The 23,290-nt window shown below is 56.2% G+C and carries 22 protein-coding genes; 5 read left to right on the forward strand and 17 right to left on the reverse strand.

Features of this window, described 5'->3' with window-relative positions; genetic code table 11:
* Positions 1-23: 23 nt before the first annotated feature.
* From aceK to CFter6_RS23760, 4 genes are all read right to left on the reverse strand, one after another.
* Positions 24-1,802: a bifunctional isocitrate dehydrogenase kinase/phosphatase gene (gene aceK / locus CFter6_RS23745; RefSeq protein ID WP_082815061.1), complete on the reverse strand. Its 1,779-nt coding sequence runs from the start codon at positions 1,800-1,802 to the stop codon at positions 24-26.
* Entirely contained in the window at positions 1,802-2,743 is a 942-nt protein-coding gene (locus tag CFter6_RS23750; RefSeq protein WP_061541993.1) for a pyridoxal-phosphate dependent enzyme, read from the reverse strand. Before CFter6_RS23750 ends, aceK begins: the two co-directional genes overlap by 1 nt.
* Before the next feature lie 90 nt (positions 2,744-2,833).
* A complete protein-coding gene (locus CFter6_RS23755; RefSeq protein WP_014008242.1) occupies positions 2,834-4,018 on the reverse strand; it encodes an isovaleryl-CoA dehydrogenase in 1,185 nt (394 codons plus the stop codon).
* A gap of 51 nt (positions 4,019-4,069) precedes the next feature.
* Positions 4,070-4,474: a MerR family transcriptional regulator gene (locus CFter6_RS23760; RefSeq protein WP_014008243.1), complete on the reverse strand. Its 405-nt coding sequence runs from the start codon at positions 4,472-4,474 to the stop codon at positions 4,070-4,072.
* A 245-nt stretch (positions 4,475-4,719) separates the two neighbouring features.
* Between CFter6_RS23760 and CFter6_RS23765 the strand changes: the two genes are divergently transcribed.
* On the forward strand, positions 4,720-5,787 hold the full coding sequence (locus CFter6_RS23765) for an MBL fold metallo-hydrolase (RefSeq protein WP_061541994.1): 1,068 nt from the start codon (positions 4,720-4,722) through the stop codon (positions 5,785-5,787).
* Between the two features lie 23 nt (positions 5,788-5,810).
* Here the strand turns inward: CFter6_RS23765 and CFter6_RS23770 are convergent, their stop codons facing one another.
* The 5 genes from CFter6_RS23770 to argS form a co-directional block, all read right to left on the reverse strand.
* Positions 5,811-6,434 carry a LysE family translocator gene (locus CFter6_RS23770; RefSeq protein ID WP_061541995.1) on the reverse strand — a complete coding sequence of 208 codons (624 nt, stop codon included), beginning with the start codon at positions 6,432-6,434 and terminating at the stop codon, positions 5,811-5,813.
* 9 nt (positions 6,435-6,443) lie between these two features.
* Entirely contained in the window at positions 6,444-7,229 is a 786-nt protein-coding gene (locus CFter6_RS23775; RefSeq protein ID WP_061541996.1) for an SDR family oxidoreductase, read from the reverse strand.
* A 103-nt stretch (positions 7,230-7,332) separates the two neighbouring features.
* Positions 7,333-8,046, reverse strand: a complete 714-nt coding sequence (locus tag CFter6_RS23780; RefSeq protein ID WP_061541997.1) for a thiol:disulfide interchange protein DsbA/DsbL — start codon at positions 8,044-8,046, stop codon at positions 7,333-7,335.
* Between the two features lie 95 nt (positions 8,047-8,141).
* Positions 8,142-8,843 carry an SPOR domain-containing protein gene (locus CFter6_RS23785; protein WP_061541998.1) on the reverse strand — a complete coding sequence of 234 codons (702 nt, stop codon included), beginning with the start codon at positions 8,841-8,843 and terminating at the stop codon, positions 8,142-8,144.
* A 69-nt stretch (positions 8,844-8,912) separates the two neighbouring features.
* Positions 8,913-10,670, reverse strand: coding sequence for an arginine--tRNA ligase (gene argS / locus CFter6_RS23790; RefSeq protein WP_061541999.1), 1,758 nt, complete (start codon positions 10,668-10,670; stop codon positions 8,913-8,915).
* Between the two features lie 267 nt (positions 10,671-10,937).
* Here argS and CFter6_RS23795 point away from each other — a divergent pair, with 267 nt between their 5' ends.
* Positions 10,938-11,534, forward strand: coding sequence for a nitroreductase family protein (locus CFter6_RS23795; protein ID WP_061542000.1), 597 nt, complete (start codon positions 10,938-10,940; stop codon positions 11,532-11,534).
* Between the two features lie 142 nt (positions 11,535-11,676).
* Here CFter6_RS23795 and CFter6_RS23800 read toward each other — a convergent pair whose 3' ends face one another.
* From CFter6_RS23800 to CFter6_RS23825, 8 genes are all read right to left on the reverse strand, one after another.
* On the reverse strand, positions 11,677-12,225 hold the full coding sequence (locus CFter6_RS23800) for a hypothetical protein (protein ID WP_061542001.1): 549 nt from the start codon (positions 12,223-12,225) through the stop codon (positions 11,677-11,679).
* A gap of 79 nt (positions 12,226-12,304) precedes the next feature.
* Entirely contained in the window at positions 12,305-12,871 is a 567-nt protein-coding gene (locus CFter6_RS23805; RefSeq protein WP_150118849.1) for a hypothetical protein, read from the reverse strand.
* Between the two features lie 92 nt (positions 12,872-12,963).
* The gene (locus CFter6_RS23810) at positions 12,964-13,602 is read right to left on the reverse strand and encodes a hypothetical protein (protein ID WP_061542003.1); all 639 of its coding nucleotides are present in this window, start codon (positions 13,600-13,602) and stop codon (positions 12,964-12,966) included.
* 24 nt (positions 13,603-13,626) lie between these two features.
* Complete coding sequence (locus CFter6_RS25825) at positions 13,627-14,082, reverse strand: hypothetical protein (RefSeq protein WP_150118850.1); 456 nt, start codon at positions 14,080-14,082, stop codon at positions 13,627-13,629.
* 352 nt (positions 14,083-14,434) lie between these two features.
* The gene (locus CFter6_RS25830; RefSeq protein ID WP_150118851.1) at positions 14,435-14,977 is read right to left on the reverse strand and encodes a hypothetical protein; all 543 of its coding nucleotides are present in this window, start codon (positions 14,975-14,977) and stop codon (positions 14,435-14,437) included.
* A complete protein-coding gene (locus CFter6_RS23815; protein ID WP_061542004.1) occupies positions 14,974-16,620 on the reverse strand; it encodes a LysM peptidoglycan-binding domain-containing protein in 1,647 nt (548 codons plus the stop codon). Before CFter6_RS23815 ends, CFter6_RS25830 begins: the two co-directional genes overlap by 4 nt.
* Positions 16,620-19,331 carry a type VI secretion system Vgr family protein gene (locus tag CFter6_RS23820; RefSeq protein WP_236904464.1) on the reverse strand — a complete coding sequence of 904 codons (2,712 nt, stop codon included), beginning with the start codon at positions 19,329-19,331 and terminating at the stop codon, positions 16,620-16,622. Before CFter6_RS23820 ends, CFter6_RS23815 begins: the two co-directional genes overlap by 1 nt.
* Before the next feature lie 142 nt (positions 19,332-19,473).
* A complete protein-coding gene (locus tag CFter6_RS23825) occupies positions 19,474-20,376 on the reverse strand; it encodes a DMT family transporter (RefSeq protein ID WP_061542005.1) in 903 nt (300 codons plus the stop codon).
* A gap of 268 nt (positions 20,377-20,644) precedes the next feature.
* Between CFter6_RS23825 and CFter6_RS23830 the strand changes: the two genes are divergently transcribed.
* The 3 genes from CFter6_RS23830 (at position 20,645) to CFter6_RS23840 (ending at position 23,235) form a co-directional block, all read left to right on the forward strand.
* Positions 20,645-21,760, forward strand: a complete 1,116-nt coding sequence (locus CFter6_RS23830; RefSeq protein ID WP_061542554.1) for an MGDG synthase family glycosyltransferase — start codon at positions 20,645-20,647, stop codon at positions 21,758-21,760.
* On the forward strand, positions 21,757-22,275 hold the full coding sequence (locus CFter6_RS23835) for a hypothetical protein (protein ID WP_061542006.1): 519 nt from the start codon (positions 21,757-21,759) through the stop codon (positions 22,273-22,275). The genes CFter6_RS23830 and CFter6_RS23835 overlap by 4 nt, the downstream gene beginning before the upstream one ends.
* 258 nt (positions 22,276-22,533) lie before the next feature.
* Positions 22,534-23,235, forward strand: coding sequence for a GntR family transcriptional regulator (locus tag CFter6_RS23840; RefSeq protein ID WP_236904465.1), 702 nt, complete (start codon positions 22,534-22,536; stop codon positions 23,233-23,235).
* The last annotated feature ends 55 nt before the right edge of the window (positions 23,236-23,290 follow it).

The raw sequence follows: 23,290 nt of genomic DNA on the forward strand, positions 1-23,290 counted from the left end.
TTACTGTTTACATTGCTGTTGAATCAATTTTGCGTATGGGTAAACCGGCATTCCTGCGGGTACGGAAAAACGTCGTCGAAATGTCCTTCAAGTATGTGTTGCTTGTGTTGTTGCCAATATTGCTGGGTCAACAAGTCCGCATGGTGCTTGATAAAGTATTTTTTCACGTTCTGGTTCCCGAGAAGAAATACACCGAATTGTTCCGGAAAGACATCGTTCTTGGCGATGGAATACCAGGGCTCGGCAGACATCTCGTCTTCCTCGTTACGCGGCTGCGGGATAGTCCTGAAATTGCAGTCGGTAATGTATTCAATCTCATCATAGTCGTAAAACACGACACGGTTATGGCGCGTCACGCCAAAATTTTTGTACAGCATGTCGCCCGGAAAGATATTCGCGGCGACCAGTTCCTTGATGGCGTTGCCGTATTCGGTTATGCCATGTTCCAGCGCCGCCTGGTCATCGTTTTGCTCAGCGTTGTTGAGATAGATATTCAGCGGCATCATGCGCCGTTCGATATACAGGTGCTTGATGATGATTTCGTCGCCGTCTTCTTCGACCACCGACGGCGCCACTTGTTTCAGCTCGGCCAGCAGTTCGTCGGCGAAACGCGCGCGCGGAAAGGCCACGCTGGAATATTCCAGGGTATCGGCCATGCGGCCGACGCGGTCGTGATGCTTGACCAGCAGGTATTTTTCCTTGACCAGCGCATTGGTGGTTTCCTTGGGCGCCGGGAAATAATCCTTGATGACCTTGAACACGTACGGAAACGAGGGCAAGGCGAACACCACCATCACCAGCCCGCGGATACCGGGGGCGATCTCAAAATGGTCCGACGAATGCCGCAGATGGCGCAGGAAATCGCGGTAAAACAGCGCTTTTCCCAGCTTTTGCAAACCCAGGATGGTGTAGATCTCGCTGCGCGGCTTGTTCGGCAGCAGGCTGCGCAAGAACTGCACATAAGCTGACGGCACCTCCATGTCGACCATGAAGTAGGCGCGGGTGAAAGAGAACAGGATGGCCAGTATCTTGCTGTCGAACAGCACCGCATCGAGCACCAGCTTGCCGTTGCGGTCATGCAGGATGGGCACCACGAACGGATATTCGCGCGGACCGTTGATCATCTTGCCGACCACGTAAGCGCCCTTGTTGCGGTAGAACAGATTGGACAGCACCTGGATCTGGTGATTCGGCTCCAGCGATGTGGCGCTGGCGCCGAACGCCTGCGCAATGCGCTCTTCGGCCAGCGCGACGTCGCGGTCGAGGTCGGCGAACGGGCGCTGCAGCTGGAAATTGGTGATCAGGCGCTTAAGCGTGTAATGTAAACCGTCCTTGGCCGGGTAATACACACGGTAAGTGGGCAGGGCCTCGTCGGTGTCGATGTATTCGGTCGACACCGCCGGCCGCACGAAAATGAAATCGTTATGGAAATAGGTGCGGTGCAGGATGTTGCAGCAGACCGAGTTGAAGAAGGTCTCGGCCAGCTCCGGCTGCTTGTGGTCGGTCAGCATGCCGATGTAATGCAGCTTCACTTCACGCCAGACCTGGTCGGTCAGGTCGCTCTGGTCGTATTCGTCTTCCAGCGCCTGCACGCACTCATGCACGCGCGCGTCATAAAAGCCGATCCGCTCGCGCGCGGCGAGCTGCGCGGTTTTCCAGTCGGCGCTTTCGAAATGCTGCTTGGCCAGCACGCTGGCTTCGCGGAACAGGCGGTAATGCTTGTCGAAACCGTCCAATATCATGCGCGCAGTATCGAAAGCGATCTGCGACGACAATAATTTCGGAAAGTTGGCCGACGTGATCACAGCGCGAACCGCTCCTTCCAGCCAGCCAGCATCGACAGGCTGACGCCGATGCCGCCGCACACCACGATCAATGGCCGCTGGTATGGCGCCAGCGCCGGCAGTTTTTCGTAAGCGACGGCCAGGGCTGCGCCGCAGGCCGGCTCCACCAGTGTGCGCATCTGGTCGGCAAACGCCAGCGTGGCGCTTACCGCCTGTTTGTCCGTAACCACGACGCTGTGCACTTCATGGCGCTGGGTCCAGGCGAAACATTCCGCCGCCACGCGCTTGGCGGCCAAGGTAGTGGCGATCGAGGTGATCGCCGGCAGCGTCACCAGTTCGCCGGCCGCCATGGCGGCATTCAGCGACGCGGCGCCTTCGGTTTCGGCGACGATCAGGGGAATATGCGGCAAGCCGTTGCGATGCAAGCCGCTCAGCACGCCGCTCATCAGGCCGCCGCCGCCAACCGAGCAGATGACGACATCGAAATCGACGCCCAGCTCGCGCGCCTGCAGCACCGCTTCGTCGATCATGGTGGCGTTGCCATCCCAGATATCGGGGTGATCGAAAGGCGGGATGTAGATGCTGCCCGGCTGCTCGCACAACTGCAGCGCCAGCTGGTTGGCTTCATCCCAGCCGCTGCCGTGGACGATCACCTCGGCGCCGATATCGCGGATACGCTGGCAGACTTCCGCGGCGGTGGTCTGCGGCACCACGATGGTGGTCTTGACGTCCAGCGCCGCGCCGGCAAACGCCGCCGCGAAGCCGGCATTGCCGCCCGACGGGCACACCAGGTGGCTGGCGCCGCCGGCGACGGCGCGCTGGCACAGCAAACCTATGCCGCGCAGCTTGAACGAGCCGGCCGGCTGGGTGTTTTCCATCTTCAGCAAAACTTGCTTGTCGAGCGCGACGGAAAGTTGCGGATGTCGCAGTAATGCGGTGTGGATATGCAGTGAAGTCATGTTCCTGACGCTGTGGTTTCGTTGTTCCGGCGCTGTTGCGTTTCTGTCAATTGTGCCATCAAATCAAAAGACTACAAACCGTTTATTTGATCAGCGGGTTTCCGCAAACAATTCGCGGCCGATCAGCATGCGGCGGATTTCGCTGGTGCCGGCGCCGATTTCATACAGTTTGGCGTCGCGCCACAGGCGTCCCACCGGGTATTCGTTGATGTAGCCGTTGCCGCCCAGCGCCTGGATCGCTTCGCCAGCCATCCAGGTGGCTTTTTCCGCCGAATACAGGATCGCTCCGGCGGCATCCTTGCGCAAGGCACGGGCCGCGGCCGGGGTCTTGGCGCGGTCGCAAGCCTGGCCTACTGCATATACATAAGCCTTGCAGGCCATCATGGTCGAATACATGTCAGCCAGCTTGCCCTGCATCAGCTGGAATTCGCCGATGGACTGGCCGAACTGCTTGCGGTCATGCACGTAGGGCACGACGACATCCATGCACGCCTGCATGATACCAAGCGGGCCGCCGGACAAGACGCTGCGTTCGTAATCGAGGCCGGACATCAGTACATTGACGCCCTGTCCCAGGCCGCCCAGCACGTTTTCCGCCGGCACTTCGCAATCCTGGAACACCAGTTCGCCAGTGTGCGAACCGCGCATGCCGAGCTTGTCCAGCTTTTGCGCCACGCTGAAACCCTTGAAGCTCTTTTCGATCAGGAACGCGGTCATGCCACGCGCGCCGGCTTCCAGGTCCGTCTTGGCGTACACCACCAGCACGTCGGCATCGGGGCCGTTGGTAATCCACATCTTGGTGCCGTTGAGGACCCAGCGGTCGCCCTTCAGTTCGGCGCGCAGCTTCATGCTCACCACGTCGGACCCGGCGTTCGGCTCCGACATCGCCAGGGCGCCGATATGGTCGCCCGAGATCAGCTTCGGCAGGTACTTGGCTTTTTGCTCGGCGTTGCCGTTGCGCTTGATCTGGTTGACGCACAGGTTCGAGTGGGCGCCGTACGACAGACCGACCGAAGCCGAGGCACGCGAGATTTCTTCCATGGCGATGATGTGCGCCAAATAACCCATGCCGCTGCCGCCGTATTCTTCTTCAGCCGTGATGCCGAGCAGGCCGAGGTCGCCCATTTTTTTCCACAGGTCCATCGGGAACTGGTCGCTGCGGTCGATTTCGGCGGCGCGCGGGGTGATCTCCGCGGCAGCGAATTCCTGGATCGCACTGCGCAGTGCGGCGATGTCTTCGCCGTGGTCGAACGTCAAGCCGGGTAAATGGATCATGTTGTCTCCTTCGTTATTCTTGCAAGTTGTTTAATGTATGGGGGGAGGAATTCAGGGCGCGACGTGGTCGCTCAGCTCGCCGCTGCTGAGCAGGCGCCGGCATTCGTCTTCGTGGGCGGTGATTTCCGCCAAAGTCACTTCTATGTCTTCGCGTTGCTGCTCCAGGTGTTCGCGGTGGCGCGCCAGCACCTGCAGGAACAGTTCTAGCTGGGGCGCCGAATCCTTGGGCGAGTCGTACATGTCGACCAGGCTCTTGATTTCCGACAAGGTCAGGCCCAGCCGCTTGCCGCGCAGGGTCAGCTTGAGGCGGGTGCGCTCGCGCCCGGCATATACTCGATTGCGGCCGCCGGCGCCGTCCCGCTTCGGGCTCAGCAAACCCTGGTCCTCATAGAAACGGATCGCCCTGGGGGTAATGTCGAATTCGCGGGCAAGTTCAGTGATGGTGTAAGTCGGCATGGTCGGGTTGGCAGAACAAGAAATGCTGGTTTAGGTACAATGGCAGTTAACGTTAACGTAAAGCAGATTGTAGACGCGCTGGCGGAAAATGAAAACACCGAAAAACTACTGGCATTAGCAAAAAGACAGGATTTACGCAAAACTGCCCCAGCAAGGCACGACGACGAAGACAGTACGGCGTACGGCTAGGAGGAATAACGCCGCTGGGGCAGTTTTGCGTAAGTCCGGAAAGAAAGAATATCGCGATGAACCCTCTTGAAGCCCAGCTCAGCTATGCCTTCGGCGACACCTTGCCTGCCGGCGGCGCCACCCTCGAAGTCGCGCCCGGCGTGCGCTGGCTGCGCATGGGCTTGCCGTTCGCGCTGGACCATATCAATTTATGGCTGCTGGAAGACAGCGTCGAGACTGACAATGGCGTCCAGCACGGCTGGACCATTGTCGACTGCGGCATCGCCAACGACGCCACGCGCGCCGCCTGGGATGCCGTTTTTGCAAGTGAACTGCGCGGCCTGCCGGTGCTGCGGGTGCTGGTTACCCATTGCCATCCTGACCATGTCGGCCTGGCCGACTGGCTGTGCACCCGCTGGCAGGCGCCGTTGTGGATGAGCGGCGGCGAGTATTTCTCGGCGCGCATCATGTCGGCGGCGCTGCCCGGCGCCGACGGCAGCGCCGCGTTGCCGCACTTCCAGCAGCACGGCATGCAGGATCCCGAGGTGATCGCCAAGGTGTCCCAGCGCAAATCCTACTATCCGTCCATGGTGCCGGCGGTGCCGCAGGCTTATCATCGCCTGGCCGACCGCCAGCAGCTGCGCATAGGTAAACATCAATGGCAGGTGATCACCGGCTTCGGCCATGCGCCTGAGCATGTGGCGCTGCATTGCGCCGGGCTGGACCTGCTGATTTCGGGGGATATGGTGCTGCCGCGGATTTCCACCAATGTCTCGGTATTCGCGATCGAGCCGGAATCGAACCCGGTGCAGCAATACATGGATTCGCTGGAAAAGTACCGCGGGTTGCCGGCCACGACGCTGGTGCTGCCGTCGCATGGCAAGCCGTTCCGCGGCCTGCAGATCCGCATCGACCAGCTGCAGCAGCATCATCGTGAGCGGCTGGCCGAGGTGGTGGAAGCCTGCACGGCGGCGCCGCAGTCAGCCAGCGATATCGTGCCGGTCATGTTCCGCCGGCCGCTGGATGCGCACCAGATGACTTTCGCCCTGGGCGAAGCGCTGGCGCACTTGCACAAGCTGTGGTTTGACGGCGTGCTGAAACGGCGGCTGGATGCCGACCAGGTCTACCGCTTCAGCCTGGCCTGATTTTGCCGAATTTTCTGCTGAGTTTATTGCTGGATTGCCGCCACAATCATCGCCACCGCCAGCATCAGGCTGCCGGCAACGCGGTCGGTAATCCGCACAAAACCCGGGCGGGTGGCAACGGTCTGCATTTTTCCGGCCAGGGCGGCATAACCGACCAGAATAAAGAATTCCGGAATGATAGAACCCGCCGCCAGCCAGATCATCTGCAGCGGCACATTGGCGGCCGGATTGAGAAACTGCGGCAAGATCGCGATGAAAAAAATCAGCGCCTTGGGATTGGCCAGCTGCAGGGTCATGCCGCCGAACCAGATTTTCCAGCCGGAGGCGTTGCGGCTATCCAGCTTGGACGCGGTGATCGGCGAAGGCCGGCCGAATATCGCCGATAAACCGAGATACGCCAGGTAAGCCACGCCCAGCCATTTGACCACGCTGAACAAGGTATGCGAAGCAACGATCAGGGCGCCCAGCCCGGTCGCCGAGATGGTGAAATAGATAGCGTTGGCGGTGAGTATGCCCAGGATGGCGAAAATCGCCCTCTTCCAGCCGACCGTGATGCCGTAGGCCACTACCAGCATGACCGCCGGCCCCGGCGACGCCGACAGCGCAAATTCCGTCAGCACGAACAAGAAAAAATTGTGAAAGTCCATGATGTCGGGTCAGTCTGCGGTTTTGCGGGCCTTGTGCGGCGCCTTGGAAAATGCCAGGTCGTACAGCCAGTTCGGCAACAGCCGCAACAGCTTGGCGACTACCCCCATCTGCCACGGGATCACCTGGTAGCTGCTGCCGCGTGCCACCGCGGCGCCGGTCCTGGCAGCGAATTGCTCTACCGGCATCAGGAACGGCATCTTGTAACGGTTGACCTGGGTCATCGGCGTATCGATATAACCCGGAACGATGGTGACTACCTTGATGCCGCTGGCCCGCAATTCCACCCGCAGCGATTCGCAGTAGCTGATCACCGCTGCCTTTGAGCCGCTGTAAGCGCCCGCTCCGGGCAAGCCGCGGATGCCGGCCACGCTGCCGACGCCGACCAGCCGCAAACCGGTTTGCCCGGCCTGCGCCTGGCGCTTCATGGTGGCGATAAACGGCGTAAAGGTAGCCACCGTAGCCAGCACGTTGGTGGCAAATACATGTTCAAACACCTGCTGGTCTTCGGCATGTTCGGTCAAGGTGCCTTGCGAAATCCCGGCGCTGGCGATCACCACGTCGACGCCGTCGTCGGCGGCGATGAAATCTGCGGCTGCCGCAGTCAGTGCGGCATGATCGTTGACATCGAGCGCATACAGGCGATGCCGTTCAGGATGCGGCAAGCTTGCCAGCAACTGCTCCAGCACCGCCTGGCGCCGGGCTACCAGCCCCAGCGTTGCGCCCTGCCCTGCATAAAACCGCGCCAGCGCGGCGCCGATGCCGCTGGAAGCGCCGGTGATGAACACACGTTGCATGGAAAGTCCTTTCGATAAAAAAGCCCGCCCTCTTGCGAGCGGCGGACTTTTTAATGCTGCCGGCCGTGACGGCCTGCATGCTTGTTTCTTACTTGTTGCTTGCTTACTTCTTGCCTGCAGCGGCCTTGGCCACCAGGCTGTCCATCACCTGCAAGGTGGACTTGAACAAGGCCGGCTCGCTGTCGCCGGCGCCAGGGTTGGCGCTGACGATCGATGGCGAGGTGACATAACGCCCATCGACTATCAGCGTCGGCACGCCGTCTATCTTGTAGGCGGTTTGCAGCTGGGTCGCGCGCGTCACCTTGGTTTGCACCGCGAAGGAATTGTACACATCGAGGAACTTGGCTTTGTCGAGGCCTTGCTTGGCCGCGAAATCGGCTACGGCGGTGTCTGTATCGAGGCGCTGGCGCTGGGCGTGGATCGCATCAAAGACTTTCTTGTGCATCTCAGGCAGCTTGCCCATGGCTTCCAGCGTGTAGTACAGCTTTTTCTGCACTACATACGGCGATTTCTTCGGATCACCATTCGGATCGCCAAAGTCGACCGGCACCCGCTTGAGGGAAATCTTGTCGCCCTGCTTGGCGATCCATTCTTCCAGCGTCGGCTCGAGCGCGTTGCAATGCGGGCAGAAGTAGCCGAAGAATTCCGTCACTTCCACTTTCTTGCCAAGGCCGCTGTCGGTCGGCTGCGGGTTGTCGAGAACTTTGTATTCTTTGCCTGCGACCGGATTGGCCGGCGATGCGCCTGCGCTGGCAGCCAGCAGGCCGAAACTCAGACTAAGGCCGGCGATAGCCAGGGCTTTTTGAAAAAAACGCATGAATTATCCTTTTTTTAAAATTGTGAAAGCCAACAATGTATAAAACAGGGTCCGGCAGCCGTGGCCCTGTTCCTCATCAATCAAAAAACACACCCTTATTTTGCCGCACGCACCACTGCGGCATTGACGCCGTTATCTGACAACTTGCCGCGTATCCGGTTCATTGTTTCGAGCTGATTGAACGGGCCCACCCGCACCCGGTACAGGGAACCGGTATCAGCCTGGCGTTCGCTGATCTTGGCTTCGAAACCCATCAAGGCCAGGCGCGCTTTTGCGCTTTCGGCCTCAGTCTGCTCGCGGAAGGCGCCGACCTGCAGGAAATAGATCCAGTTGTCGTCAGCGGCTGTCGCCTTGCTCTTGGCTTCGGCGATATCGCCAGCCGCTTTCTTGGTCTTGTCGGCGGTGGATTTGTCGACCACCGGCGCCGACTTGTCCTGCGCCTTGGCGACCAGCGCGTCCAGCTTCTTCTCGGCAGCCACGTTAGGCGGCACACCGTCGGCGCTCGGCGGCGGCGGAGTAAATGCCTTGGCGGCTTCCTTGGCCGCATCCTTGTTGCCGTAGAGCGACTTGTTCGGATCCGGCAGCTGGTCCGGGTTCGCCGGCGCCGGTGCGGGCGTAGCCGCGGGCGCCGTGATGGCGTCCGGCGCTTTGTCGGTCTTTGTCGTCTTGTTGGTGAACGGCGTCGGTGTCTTGGTGATCATGATCGCCACCACGACCGCAATCGCCAGCCCGATGATCAGGCCGAAAATCAGGCCCAGTAAGGTACCGCCAGCTTGTTTCTTGTTAAGTTTGCTCATACTTCCCCAATGACATCCTGGTTACTGACCGTCTCCGGCAACGGCTGCCGGAGATCGCCTATTGTAGATTTACATGCGGGCCGGTGCCGATACGCCGATCAGCGCCAGGCCGTTGCGCAACACCTGGCGGGTTGCATACATCAAGGCCAGGCGCGCCATCTTCAGCGCCTCGTCGTCCACCAGGACCCGCTCAGCATTGTAGTAGCTATGCAGCTCGCCCGCCAAATCGCGCAGGTAAAACGCCACCTGGTGCGGCCCCAGCTCCTCCAGCGCGTGCTGCAGCATTTCCGGGTATTCCGCCAGCTTGGCCAGCAGGCTGGCTTCGCGCGGCGCGGTCAGCGGGCTCAGGTCGACCGCGGCCAGGCTGGCTTCGTCGCCGGTCCATTGCGCCAGCACCGAACAGATGCGGGCGTGGGCGTACTGCACGTAATAGACCGGGTTTTCGTCGGACTTGGCCAGGGCGAGGTCGACATCGAACACGAATTCGGTATCGGCCTTGCGTGAAATCAGGAAAAAGCGCACTGCGTCGCGGCCTCGGGTCAGGTCGCGCGGGCTATCTTGTGCGTCACCTTGCGCACCGTCCGCTGCGCTGTCTTCGCCGGCCGACCATTCGATCAGGTCGCGCAAGGTCACGTAAGAACCGGCGCGCTTGGAAATCTTCACTTCCTCGCCGTTCTTCATCACCGTCACCATCTTGTGCAGCACGTAGTCCGGATAACCTTGCGGGATGCCGAGGTTGACCGCCTGCAGGCCGGCGCGCACGCGGGCGATGGTGCCGTGGTGGTCGCTGCCCTGAATATTGATGACCTTGCCGAAACCGCGCTGCCACTTGACCACGTGATAGGCGACGTCGGGCACGAAGTAGGTATAGGTGCCGTCGGTCTTCTTCATGACGCGGTCTTTGTCGTCGCCGTAGTCGGTGGTGCGCAGCCACAGGGCGCCATCCAGCTCGTAGGTGACGCCGGCGGCGTTCAGCGCGTCGACTGCGGCGTTGACCTTGCCATCCTTGTACAGCGAGGTTTCCAGGTAATAGTTATCGAACTTGACGCCGAAGGCCTGCAAATCCAGGTCTTGCTCACGACGCAGGTAGGTGACGGCGAATTTGCGCACCGATTCGATATCGCTGATGTCGCCGCTGGCGGTGACCGGCTCGCCATCGCTGGCGGCCACTGTCTTCTGGGTCAGGAAATCCTTTGCGATATCGGCAATATAGTCACCGTTGTAGGCCGTTTCTGGCCACTCGGCGTCGCCCGGCTTGAACCCGTTGGCGCGCGCCTGCACCGACGTCGCCAGCGTGGCGATCTGGACGCCGGCGTCGTTATAGTAAAACTCGCGGGTGACGTCGAAACCTTGTACTTCAAATAGCGCCGACAAGGCATCACCCAGCGCGCCCTGGCGGCCGTGGCCGACATGCAAAGGGCCGGTCGGATTGGCCGAGACAAACTCGACCAGTACTTTTTTACCGGCGCCGAGCTGGCTTTTGCCGTATTCGGCCGCCTCTTGCAGTACGGTCTTGACCACTTGCTGCTTGGCCGCCGCCGTCAGGCGCAGGTTGATGAAACCCGGGCCGGCGATCTCGGCGCTTTCAATCAGCTTGCCTTCTGCGGCGTCGGCCATCACGGCCGCCACCAGGGCTTGCGCCAGTTCACGCGGGTTCTTTTTCAGCGGCTTGGCCAGCTGCATGGCGATATTGCAAGCGACATCGCCGTGCGAAGGATCGCGCGGACGCTCCAGCGTCACCGTCGGCTGCAGCTCGCTGCCGGCGATAATGGGCTGCAAGGCAGCGTTGAAAAGGTCGATGATCTGTTGTTTCTGTGGTGCAAGCATAGGATAAGTAGTCAGTAATACTGGATTAATGCGAAAAATCTATGGAACTGCCCAATTTCGTGGACAGTTCCAGGCAATCTTGATTATTCCCGATTATACCGGCTTGGCATAGCAATCTTCACCCGCCTTGCCCGGGCAAGCTACGGAATCGCCTAAATCCCGCCGCGCGCTGCAAGCTTCAAAAACTGCTGCTAAGATGCTCCGTCCTGGCCGTACGAGAGTCCGGCCACATCGAATTGCCTTGCTTATTTAATTACAGGAACCTTCATGACCCAGTCCACACCACGCGTAGCCGACCATCCAGCCCACCCGCAATTCCTCAGCCGCTGGTCGCCGCGCGCCTACGCCAGCGACGAAATTTCCGAACAGGAACTGCTGACCATCCTGGAAGCAGCGCGCTGGGCGCCATCGTCCTATAACTCGCAGCCTTGGCGCTTCGTCTTCGCCCGCCGCGGCACGCCGCACTGGACCAAGCTGCTGGGCCTGCTCAACGAATTCAACCGCAGCTGGGCGGAAAATGCATCGGCACTGGTGATCGTGTTGTCGAAAACCACATTTGCGCCACCGGGCAGCACTGAAGAAGTGGCTATGCCGACCCATTCGTTTGATGCAGGTTCGGCCTGGGGCTACCTGGCGCTGCAAGCGAGCCTGTCCGGCTGGCATGCGCATGGCATGGCTGGATTCGACAAGGAAAAGACACGCACCGAGCTGGGCGTACCGGCCAATTTTGCGATTGAAGCGGCGGTAGCCATCGGCAAGATCGGCGACAAGGCCATGCTGCCGGAAGGTTTGCGTTCCAAGGAAGAGCCTAGCCCGCGGTTGCCGTTGCAGGCTTTGGTTTCTGAAGGGACTTTCAAAGCTTAAAAAACCCCTGAACAATTATCCCGCTTTCTGTGGGGTGCAAATTTATGCGGGTTAACGGCGGGAGCTGTTAACCCGCATTTTTTATGACGGTTGCAGATTTCGAAAATTGATCGGATTTCATAAAGTATTCATGAAAATCCATTCATTTATCAATCGTATCAAACCCTTTTATAACCTCGACGGATTTCATCATTTCGACAGCTTGTTGCTTAGTAAGAGATTTATAAGGGACTGCTACATTGATACTTACCCAAATTCCCTTATTGAAAATTTTGCCGTCAATTCTTGTGATCGATTCGATTTTCTCTTCTTCCTCTTCGGCAGAGGTTTTTGCCAAAAATTTCGACTTGAATTTCCCTGAGTCTATACGGATATATTTTTCTGCAGAGTCACTCACGAAAATTTGCTCGGTATGCAATAACTGATTCCAGGTGCCGTCTTTATCATTTTTTGTGCTTTGATAAGGATACGGTTTTTTATTGCCCGCGGTATCAATGTGGATGCTCCCGCCAAAATAATAGCCAGAATAGTCTGGATTGTTTTTGTCCTGCCAGAATGTGCAGGTTTCCAAACCCTCCCTGACCAAATTGGCAATGTCTGGTGGAAAATCAATTCTAATTTCTGCGCCATTACAAGTCAGATTTCTGGCTTCTGCCTGTGCGACGGAAACCGCCGCCAGTAAGACCAACAATCCCCATCCCAAACTAGGCGTATTGATTGATCTCCGTTCCGTGGATTTCTTCCAGAAAAAAATTTTTCAGCTCCAATAGCTAAGGTATTTCACGAAAATTTAATATATAGTTTTTGTAGTCCTGCAAATTTTGCTTTCCTGTTTTCGATTTCGGCACGCAATACATTGTAATGAAAGAATTCTTCTGCCCTCCGGCTGCAATATTCAAACAATCTAGAGTTAACGAGAAAAAATCTGATTTATTTTTCACGTTCTGCTTCTTAGGCATACTTTGAACAAATATTTCGGAGTATCCCAACAGACCATTCATGTCGCCAATTGATATTTCAGTAGCCGGTTGTTGATGTTTCGGCTGAATTGTGTAATTGGCGTCATCCACCTCTTCCTGTGCAAAATAAATCTTACCGTCATCAGAAATAAAATATGTAGAGTCACCTTTCAAGGTCGCAAATGGCCGATCTTTTTTTACCTGAAATGTATCGAGACTCATATAATTTTTTTTACCTTTGACAGAAATCGAACAATTGGTTTTGTCGAAAACATAGGTGGGACTATCGGGGGTACTGAACCCACATAAATTCGCAGATTGCGCTTGATGTGAACACGAAAGAAAGATTACATGTGCCAAAGCTAATAGTTGCTTCATTTTTCTCTTAATGACGTAATCGTCAGTACTCATTCCAAGATTTAATTTCGCACCTCGTCGCTTAAAAAGCCTCTGAATTTTTTATCATTTCATCAATGAGTTGGGAACGGATTTTCCAAATCTTTTCTGTTCACCCATACAGTGGTTATCTTGCCCGTAGCCGGATGACTGAATCTGACGTAGGAATAAATATCGCTTTGTTCGATTACCGCAACAACGTCACCCGAAGTGAAGTAGCCCCTCCTGCGGGAAAAGACATTACCCTTCTTATCGAATAAAAAGGTCTTTCTGATTACGGTTCGAATCGCAATCGCGGGAACTTCCTCCACTTCCGTATAGCTAGTTGGATGGGAATCTTCCGGGCCTTTGAGAAATGAGCCTACAGCTCCACCACAGCCAGGTGGAGAATCCGTGGTTTGGATGATCCAGTCGCTATTTTTAATAAATATCTTTCCTGAGATATCGTAATCTTTGTTCCGGTTCTCATATCCATATTTTCCCGCATCCAAGCTAAAGCTATCTATGCCAATTTCCGAGGCAGACTCAGCACCGTTCTGCATAAAGAAAAACTGACAAGAAAAAGGGAGTATCTGGTGTATAAATCCATAATAGCCAAATACTTTTCCTTCCGATTTGAGGACAATCAGATTTGGCGAATCAAACACAAATAGCGTCCCTGCGTTTACCACTTGGAAAAACGCGGCAATAAGGATGGCAGCAAACGGCTTCACAAATTTGTTTGTATATCAGCTAGATCAACCCTGCCCCTTTGGAACACATTGTTTCTTTAAATTTTCAAGCGATTTGTGTAAAAATAATTTCGCTTCAATTTGAAATTTACTCGTATTTTCATCGTTAGACATGAAGTTATCTGAGTCCTCTATTATTTTATGTATATGAGTTGATAAACTTGATGACATGTCTTTGCATGCGGAATTTTTCCCTAATTCTGTTAACATTTCTTGATTTTTTGAATCTAGAAAATCAGCCTGCTGATCGTGGCACATTTTTATTATTGCACCACAATTTTGCTGACATTGTTTTCTGTCTTGTGCCGTTTCAGTCAGGCATTGTGAATAGATACGATCCAATTTCGTTGAAATGGCAAGCTCACCGTCTTGCGTTTTTGCCTGTATATTTTCAGACAAAAAAATAAAAAATCCGACACAAACTAAAATCTTGGCGGTAGCCCGGCTACTGAGGTATTTCATAATTAATTGTTATAGAAATGTGGTTTCTTGGCGCAATGAAGTCTTCAGACTGTTGAAAGTACTGAACCCACATAAGTTCGAGGACAGCGCTTGAGGTGAATACGAAAGAAGATTACATGTGCCAAAGCTATAATTGCTTCATTTCTTCTTAATGACGTATTCAACAGCACGCCGTTCGTACTGCCTATAAGGTTGCAACCGCACTCGATTAAACAATATTGCACGGCGACTGGGATGCGGCCCACAGTAAAGGTCGGGGAAACGGTGACCATTTTATGGTGCCATAAGGCTTGCCGCTGGGGTTATGCTGCAGGCATGACGGCATCCCGAAAATGGAATTATTCACAGTGAGCTAGTAGGCAAACGGCCCTTGCACATCTTTGTATGTAGTGTATAGGTATGTAATTTCCCCTGTTAAATTAATATAAGATTTATTTTTCCCCCATTCGGTGTTTTTGTAGCCATTAGCCCAATGATCATTTTTGCCAAATCTTTCAGATATAAATGGTTCTTTGCCAGTCAAATCCACAACTCTGTAAAAAACTGGATTTTGAGATCTACCGACCAAAACAAGCCGATAGACCTGCCTACCAAAATATTTTCTGCCGCCGTGTGATTGCGTCTCCACCGCCGGAGAGTTTTTATTCACTTGAAAATCCATAACAGAATAATCAATCGTCGTACCAAAATCATCTTTTTCAGAATTTCCTTGAAGTAAAATTTTCCCATTCAAAGTAACGCTACCATCGTCGGTACGTTGAATCATCCCAAATTTCGATGGGTATACATCCCTAAACGAATTGTCCTTCGCAGTTGAATTCTTAGCATCTTCTGCAAAACCAATATGCGCCAGAGAAGAAGCGAGTATAAAAATAAATATTCTTATCAATTTCATGCTTTCTCTCTTATAGCAACCGTGATGTCCAACAATTCCCTAACAGTGGGAGCTTTGGTTGCGTCACACATATATTTAATAATGGTTATTCGGTCGTTGATAAAACCATTAAGCCAAGTTCTATGGGCTGTCAAATAATTGTTTTTATTTTCTTCCGCTCTTTCTGCTGCATTAACCTTGCCTACCTGCGCCTTTAATAAATATTCAGCGTGTTCTGCCGTCATAGTGTCGTTGATAAATTCTTTGACATCCCCCGGCCCTAGATGGTGCGCCAGATATGCAACTTTGGCCTTCTCGCCATCGTTGAGAGTATCGATCTTGAATTTTGCCTTTGTCAACATCGCCAGATTTTGCATGGCATAGTCTACTGCAGTATGAATTGCGTACTCAGCTTGGAGTCGTAAATCAAGCAATTTTTGTAAGTTGCCATCACTCGATGTGGCTCGCCCCGTCAAATGCGGCTTGGAAGATAATTGTCGTGCGATGGAGATTTTTCCTGGAGTGACAAAGGTGCCATTTTCAAGTTTGAATGCCGGAACCTCCTTAGTTTCCTCGCTTTTTTTATGCTTGATCGTGACAGTGGTCCTCGTCAACCACCCTTCTTTTTTAGCGCGGGCATTCAAAAATGTACCGTCAGTCAGGGCCATTTCGATCCAGGTTGCGTCCAGGAATTGAGTCATACCGCGAGCAGAGGAATTTGGTGATGCCGAGTTGGGATCCCAGACAAAGGTGTTTATTTTCTTTTTCTTGACAACGGGCTTCCCTTTTTTATCAAGTACGGGCTCTTTTGTTTTTTTATTGATTACTGGAATTTCTTCTATCGTAAAAATAGTCGCGGCCTCGGCATTCATGATTGCCGCAATTGCCTGAGGAATCATTGCAGCTCGAGTGGCTGCAGCGACAATGTAGTCGTGATAGGCGAAATTTTGCATCAACTTCAGATTCAGCTTGTTCGGACATTCCATCGTGACTTCCTGCACTGGATGGCCTGCCGGCGAGCGAGTGTCTGTAACAGCACCCGGAGGCACGGTAGTTTTTGGCTTTGATGTTGAGCTGTCGGCAGCGGTGACTGGAGACGCTGATGCGGTAGCTCCCGGAAGTACTGGTGTCGGAGCCGCAGGTGGCGTTGGTGCGGCGGCAGATGGCGTTCCTTCATGCGTACGCAGTTGCGATTGCACAGCCAGCTTTGGACTATGCAATCGCACATAGGTGTTGGCACCTCTGGGACTGACCGTGGCGATGTGCTTGGATTTGCCACTGACTGTCTCAACCTCGACCTTCACAGTGCTGGACTTACTTTTTACGTCAACGGGTGGTACTTCACCTTTGCTGTCGGTGACATGTTCCGCGATTTCTCCATCTAAATGCAGCTTTACTTTCAGGTCTTTGATCGGCTTATTGAGCACGTCCACAAACTGCATGAATAAAGTGCGCTCCTGGAGCGCTTGTTCCTGATTGTGGTGCGCGGGTCTGGGTTCGGGAACTGGCGCGGAGGCGCCCGGAACCTGCAGGCGTTGCCCGATGTGAATCAAATTAATGTCGGATAGCTGATTCAACTCCGCAATGGCCTGCGGTGTAGAGTCATGTAGCTTGGCGATTTTTGTAAGCGTATCGCCTCGTTGAACGGTATAGCTACTGGTCATTATGCTTCCTCATTCGGGTCCACGGCTTCTTGGTTGTGCCAATCTGCCCGTTCTAGTTGCTGCGGGTCGTCTTCAAGGCTGGTATGTACGACCCACTCACCACTGCCCAACAGGGCTGTGTACACTGTCGGCGTTTCTTCGTCTTTATGTCGGTCATTTCTACCGTCATCGCCAGTCTTGGTTTCAACTATAGCGCCGGTTTCTCCGTGCTCTCGTGCGACGACATCGACACTGTGACCAGGTTCACCGTCCACTGCGCTGAGAACCTTCCAACGCAAGCTGTAGGGCGGTCCGCCCTTCGAGAAATCAGGCATCACGGCGGGTAAGCTCTTAGGCCCAGGCAGACTGTGCGTCGCGGCATGCGCGACATAATTGCCGTTGGTGCCGTGCTCAATTCCAGCTGCGTTGTATTTGACGTAACTGCCTCCGCCATTGATCAGCACTTCTTCCTTGGCGGTGATGGTGATGCGATTGGCGGTGTGGGTGATATTGAGTTTGGACAGCAGGTTGATGCTGTCAGACAGCGCCTGCATATCGATGTCGCCAGTCCCGGCAGTCAACTTTATATTGGCTTTCTGGACGAACAGCCGGAAGGTGTTTTTGATGCTGGCAAACAGGCTGTCGCCACTGGCAATGGACAGGCTCTTGCCGGTAGTGATGGCGGTGTGCTCATCACTGGCAATATGCGTCGATTGCGCCGTCGTGGTTTCAATCCCCGCAGGACTGGCCAATACCAGGTGTGGTGCTGATAATTCCGGGAAGCTACCTTCTTTCGCCGTACCGCCCTTGATCGCCTCGTTCTGCGTCTTCAGGATCTGCGCAACATCGGCCTGCTGACCCTGTTTCTCCTGCGCCCCCGCCTGCTGCGCCATCTCCGCCAGCGTCTCGTGCTGGTCTCGCGCCGAAGTGAGCCTTTGCACCGTCTCGCCCATATCCTTCATGTGCGAAGCAGCATTGCTGCGCCCTTCGGTGGTGATCAGCATGCCTTTCGCCGAACGGGCCACGCCATGGCCGTCAGTGCGCAGTTCCCAGCCCTCGCCGCGTGCGTCCTTGCGGCCCGCATTGTCTTCAATGCGGGTGATGTTGCCCAGGCTGAGCTGGCTGTGCTGGTGATCGCTTTTGAGTTGGGCCTGGATCTTGGCGTTGGTGTCGTCCAGGATCAGGTGGTTGCTGCGCCCGCCGGCCTGGTTGCCGCCATTCGGGGTCAGCTCACGGCTGCGTAATCCCATCAACGATTGCTGGGTCGCCAGCTTCCATGGCGGCATATTGCGCTGGTTGTAGACACTGCCGGTAACCAGGGGCCGGTCCGGGTTGCCATCGAGCCATTGCACGATCACTTCGCTGCCGACACGGGGAATCGCCGCAGCACCCAGTTCGCTGCCTGCCCAGGAGCTGGCGACACGGATCCAGGCCGAGCTCTTTTCATCATTGTTGCCGATCCGGTCCCAGTGGAATTGCACGCGGATACGGCCGTATTCATCGGTATAGATGCTGTCCTGGCCGGAAGGTCCGACCACGGTGGCGGTCTGTGGCGCCTGGATCTTGGTGGCAGTGCTGTTAAAACCACGGCCTGGGCGCCAGGGGATGGTTTTACGGATGCAGGTTAATTCGTTGCTGTAATCGGCCTTGTCGCTGGCCTGCTGCAGGTAATTGTTGGTCGCCTTATGGTGGACGGTGAGAATCAGGAATTCGCTTTTACCGGCTTCTGCATGGCTGCCGAAGGGATTGAAGGCAAAATGGTTGGTTAAACGGAAATACCGGCCCGGCAGTACCGAGCGGTTATTGCCTTTGGCTTCAAAGTGCTTGCCGGCTGCCTCGATCTCTTCCATGCGCAGCTGCGCCTGTTTGTCGCCATCCTGGTTTCCCTTGAAGCCATAAGCGCCCGTGTATTCGTAGGATTCGATATTGAGCACATCGCCCTGCTTGTTCAGGGTGGGTACGCCGACGTTGCCGGGTACCGGACTTTTAAAATTGAACCCTGCCAGGCTGACGCTGCCAGGCACGATCTGGCGTACCGGCGACCAATCACCGATACCGTCTTCCTCAATCGCACCGCCATGGCGCTGGAAACGGATCTCGGGGCCGTTGTCGACCGCGGCTGCCTGGGTGGTGTCGTCAGTGAGGATCAGCTTATGACCCTTGTCGCTATGTTCATACCAGTACGACCAGCCGGCCGCTTCCCAGCGCCGGTGCAGGTAATTGAAATCGCTCTCGTTGAACTGGCAGGCGTCGGTCATCGCCACATCTTCACCACGCACTCGCACATCCCAGTCGGGATGGGTGCCGTAGTCGCTGAAGATACTTTCGGTCTGCTCGCGCAGGGTCTTGCCGTGGAAGATGTAGTTGTCCTTGCGCAGGCGCAGGTATTGCAGCCACGGACCCAGCCTGGCTTGATAAAAGCTGATGCTGCCGTCGGTCTTCAGCAGGCGGAATTCAAAGCAGTAGCCGCTGAAGTAGCGCAGGCTGCCGTCGGCGCGCACCAGTTCGACGTTAAACAGCTTGCCTTGCAAATCCTTGAGCGCCAGGCTGGCATCATCGGACAACAGCTCTACGGTGAAGGCAAAGTCACGCGACAGGCTTTCGGCGGCATCGAGCTTGTTGACCAGCAGCTGTGCAGACGGACCATCATCGTGCGGAAAAGAGAGGCGCAGGATACGGCTGGTCTGGCGCCCACTAATGAGGCTTTGCAGGCTCTGGAGTACGTTGCTCATGCCGTGTCCCTGTGGTTACCCGGAATATTGTCTTACGGGAATAAATTGAGATCTAGATAATACCAAATATATAAATAACAATCGGCCAGATCCGCCGCCTGGTTGTAAAAACCAGACATTTGCCTATGAATTTTCCTGTGAGCTAGCCGCGCTGCCAGTTGACCAGCACAATCCCGCTCAAGACCAGCATGGCGCCAAATACAAACGGCAAGCCGATCGGATCATCCAGCAGCAAGACCCCGAAACTGACGCCGAACAGGGGCGTCAGGAAGGAAAACACGGTCAGCCGCGAAGCCAGGTAACGGCGCAGCATCCAGAACCACGCAAGGAAACTGCCGAAAGCCACGATCAGCGACTGGAACACCAGGCTGGTCCACATGATCCCGGTCAATGGCGTGACCACCTCCGCCTGCCCGGTGACCAGGGCCAGCAGCGGCAGCGTCACCGCGGCCACCGCCAGCTGGTACCACAAGGTCATGCTGGGAGCGGTATTGGTGAGGACGCTGCGCTTGATCATGATGGTGGTGGCGGCCCAGAACACGGCGGCCAGCACGCCCAGCGCATCGCCGACCAGGGTGCGGCTGAAGCCGGCGCCGGCTTCAAAGCCGCCGGCGAACGCCACCGTGATCCCGGCGAATGCGGCGACCACGCCCAGCCACTGGGTCAGGCCGAAGCGCTCGCCCGGCACCAGCCAATGCAAACCCAGCACGGTAAAAATCGGCGCGGTGTAAACGAATACCGACATATGCGAAGCAGTGGTGTAGTTCAAGCCGATCGAGACGCACAGGAATTCGCCAGCAAACAGCAGGCCAGTCGCCAGGCCCGGCCAGAAGCTGCCGTCGGTCAGCGAGAATTTGCTGCCGCGCCACCACATCAGGCCGCTCACCAGCACCGCAGCCACCGCCGAACGCAAGCCGTTCTGCAAGATCGGCGAAATATTCGGCGCCGCCACCTTGATTGCAACCTGCTGCAACCCCCAGCACAGGCACAAAATCAGCATCAGGCTCATGGCCAAACCGTCTAACGGTTTGCGGGTGGTAGGCATTTTTTTCAGTCTTTCAGAAGCGGGGACGATTTGTCATAAATGTCATTTTACTCAGCGCCGATTTATCCCTATCATCGGTGTCATGAAGCGGTAACCAAGCAGTAAAAATCCGAACGCAGATTGCAAGGAGTATGCTTGAAAGTAGTCACTTTTGCATCACCGGCGGCAAACCTGGCCGGAGCCTATCATTCATAAGCCAGTCCATGCGCCCAGCGCGCCCCGCCCTCGCAAACTATTGCTGTTAAGCGTCTCCGCCGGCGCCGGCCACATGCGCGCCGCCGAAGCACTCAAGGCCTATGCCGCCGCCGAATTCCCGGGTACCGAAGCAATCCACCTGGATGCGATGGATTTTGTGCCGGCCGGATTCCGTGCGGTGTATACCGATTTTTACCTGCACCTGGTGAACCGCCATCCCGCGCTGTGGGGTTATGTTTACCAGAAGAGCGACAAGGCGCTGACCAATTCGCCGACGCAGAAACTGCGGCGCGCCATCGAGCGCATCAGCACCCGCCCCCTGCGCACCGCGATCCGCGCGGCGGCGCCGGACGCCATCATCTGCACCCATTTCCTGCCGGCCGAATTGCTGGCGCGGGAAATCGGCAAGCAGAGCGTGGTTTGCCCGGTCTGGGTGCAGGTCACCGATTTCGACCTGCACAGCATGTGGCTGCAGCCGTTGATGCAGGGCTATTTTGCCGCCACCGAGGAAATCGCCTACCGCATGCGGGCGCGCGGGCTGGCGGCCGATGCGGTGCACGTGACCGGGATCCCTATCATGCCGGGTTTCGGCCAGACCCTGGAACGGCGCCAGTGCGCAGAACAATTCGGCCTCGACCCCGGGCGCAAGATCATCCTGATGATGTCCGGCGGCGCCGGCATCGGCGAGCTGGACAAGACTGTGCAAAAGCTGCTGGCGCTCTCCGACGATTTCCAGCTGGTGGCGCTGGCCGGCAAGAACGCCGCGCTGCTGGGCAACCTGCAGCAACTGGCTGCGGCGCATCCGGGCCGCCTGTTTCCTTTCGGCTTCACCAACCATGTGGAGCAGCTGATGGCGTGCGCCGACCTGGCGATCACCAAACCGGGCGGCCTGACCACTTCCGAATGCCTGGCGATGGGCGTGCCGATGATCATCCATTCGCCCATTCCGGGCCAGGAAGAACGCAACGCCGACTACCTGCTGGAACAGGGCGCGGCGCTCAAGGCGATCGACCTGACCGCCCTGGCGTTCCGTGTCCAGCAACTGCTGCAGCAGCCGGAACAACTGCAGCGCCTGCGGCAGCGCAGCTTGCTGCTGGGCCGCCCGCATGCCGGCCGCGCCGTGCTGCAAACGGTGCTGAGCAAACTTGATTCTCCGCTTCATTCTCAATTTATTTCGCCAACCACATGACCGCAACTACACCAGCAGCTTCACCATACCGCCGCCTGTTCGGCATGTTGTTCTGGGCCGTGCTGACCGCCTTCTTTTTCGCCAACGTCGAAATCCAGATCGAGGGTTCCGCCGGCTGGGCCGCCAACCTGCCGACCTGGCGCATCGAGCATCACTGGCTGCTCGACATCTTCTGGGGCGGCCGCGCCATGACCGGCTACCACGCCTGGATTTTTCCTTTCATTGCGCTGATGTTCCATTATCCGATCTGGTTCAACGGCAGCTGGGACTGGCGCGGCGAATGCCGCATCATGGCTTCCATCATGGTGTTCTGGATCAGCGAAGACTGGCTCTGGTTCGTGCTCAACCCGGCTTACGGGCTGGCGCGCTTCAATCCGGCCGACGTGCCATGGCACAAGCACTGGCTGGGCGCGGTGCCGGCCGACTACTGGATTTATTCGGTAGTGGCGATCCTGCTGCTGTGGCTGGCCGAACGCAAACCCCGCCCGGCTGCTGTCGCGCTGAGCCAAAGCTGAATCGATATGTGAATCTCTGGTTCTGTATAGAACCAGAGATTCACATAGGTATTGTAAAAACAACTGGAACTTGGTAAATTGCGGACCCTTTCCAAGTTTGAAATGTTGTTGATGCTGATCAAAAAAAGTGCAAAAAACGCGCCTCTCTCTCAAAAAAATGCGTCTCTCCTGAAAAAAAACGCATCTCTCTCCAAAAAAAACACGTCTCTCTCGCAAAAAAATACGCCTCTCCCGCCAGAAAATGCGTCTGATCCGCGCTTGCCGCGTTATTTGCAAGTCCGTGACGATTTGCTGCAAAGGATCGCTTTGCGTAGCTGGGCCGCCGATGAAGCGCTGCCGTCCGAGGACAAGCTGGCCGCCGAATATGAAATCGCGGTGGGCACCATGCGCAAGGTGCTGGACGCGCTGGTCACCGACGGCGTGGTCGATCGCGTCCGCGGACGCGGGACATTTGTCGCGCGCGCTGCCGAACGCTCCTCGATGCTGCGTTTCGTGCGGCCGCGCACCAAGGCTAAAAATCCGCTGCCGACCGCCCAGATCCGTTCGATAACGACCGTCATACCTCCCGCCGACGTCGCCGACAAACTCAAGCTCAAGCCGCGCGACAAGGCGCTGTACCTGCACCGCACTCGTTCCTTCGACGATGAAATCGTGCTGTCGGAACATATCTGGCTGCCGCTGGCGCGCTTCCGGAAGCTGCAAAAATATCTTAAAAGCAATTCGCCGCCGTTTTTGTACCCCATCTATGAGACCGAATGCGATGTGCTGGTCTCGCGCGCCATTGATGACCTGACGGCGAAACCGCTGAACCGGGCCAACGCCGCCGTTTTCAAGCTGAAAACCAAGACCGTGGCCATCTGTGTCGAGCGCCTGATGCTGGACCACGCCGGCGAACCGGTCGAATGGCGCACTTCATTTGTGCCGGCGGAACGCTTCCAGTATTCCGCTGAAATACGCTGACGGCGCCATTAGCTGTCGATTCACGCCGTATTCCGGCGTTTCGTCGCATTCCGCT

This window comes from Collimonas fungivorans, assembly GCF_001584145.1.
Classification (GTDB): Bacteria; Pseudomonadota; Gammaproteobacteria; order Burkholderiales; family Burkholderiaceae_D; genus Collimonas; species Collimonas fungivorans.

Bases quoted from the DNA above. Each gene is read 5' to 3' on its own strand.
- CFter6_RS23765 (WP_061541994.1), top strand. From the start codon at position 4,720: ATGAACCCTCTTGAAGCCCAGCTCAGCTATGCCTTCGGCGACACCTTG.
- CFter6_RS23760 (WP_014008243.1), bottom strand. From the start codon at position 4,474: ATGCCGACTTACACCATCACTGAACTTGCCCGCGAATTCGACATTACC.
- CFter6_RS23750 (WP_061541993.1), bottom strand. From the start codon at position 2,743: ATGACTTCACTGCATATCCACACCGCATTACTGCGACATCCGCAACTT.
- CFter6_RS23825 (WP_061542005.1), bottom strand. From the start codon at position 20,376: ATGCCTACCACCCGCAAACCGTTAGACGGTTTGGCCATGAGCCTGATG.
- CFter6_RS23815 (WP_061542004.1), bottom strand. From the start codon at position 16,620: ATGACCAGTAGCTATACCGTTCAACGAGGCGATACGCTTACAAAAATC.
- CFter6_RS23770 (WP_061541995.1), bottom strand. From the start codon at position 6,434: ATGGACTTTCACAATTTTTTCTTGTTCGTGCTGACGGAATTTGCGCTG.
- CFter6_RS25830 (WP_150118851.1), bottom strand. From the start codon at position 14,977: ATGAAATTGATAAGAATATTTATTTTTATACTCGCTTCTTCTCTGGCG.
- CFter6_RS23820 (WP_236904464.1), bottom strand. From the start codon at position 19,331: ATGAGCAACGTACTCCAGAGCCTGCAAAGCCTCATTAGTGGGCGCCAG.
- CFter6_RS23795 (WP_061542000.1), top strand. From the start codon at position 10,938: ATGACCCAGTCCACACCACGCGTAGCCGACCATCCAGCCCACCCGCAA.
- CFter6_RS23780 (WP_061541997.1), bottom strand. From the start codon at position 8,046: ATGCGTTTTTTTCAAAAAGCCCTGGCTATCGCCGGCCTTAGTCTGAGT.
- CFter6_RS23785 (WP_061541998.1), bottom strand. From the start codon at position 8,843: ATGAGCAAACTTAACAAGAAACAAGCTGGCGGTACCTTACTGGGCCTG.
- CFter6_RS25825 (WP_150118850.1), bottom strand. From the start codon at position 14,082: ATGAAATACCTCAGTAGCCGGGCTACCGCCAAGATTTTAGTTTGTGTC.
- CFter6_RS23775 (WP_061541996.1), bottom strand. From the start codon at position 7,229: ATGCAACGTGTGTTCATCACCGGCGCTTCCAGCGGCATCGGCGCCGCG.
- CFter6_RS23755 (WP_014008242.1), bottom strand. From the start codon at position 4,018: ATGATCCATTTACCCGGCTTGACGTTCGACCACGGCGAAGACATCGCC.
- CFter6_RS23805 (WP_150118849.1), bottom strand. From the start codon at position 12,871: ATGAAGCAACTATTAGCTTTGGCACATGTAATCTTTCTTTCGTGTTCA.
- CFter6_RS23835 (WP_061542006.1), top strand. From the start codon at position 21,757: ATGACCGCAACTACACCAGCAGCTTCACCATACCGCCGCCTGTTCGGC.
- CFter6_RS23830 (WP_061542554.1), top strand. From the start codon at position 20,645: ATGCGCGCCGCCGAAGCACTCAAGGCCTATGCCGCCGCCGAATTCCCG.
- argS (WP_061541999.1), bottom strand. From the start codon at position 10,670: ATGCTTGCACCACAGAAACAACAGATCATCGACCTTTTCAACGCTGCC.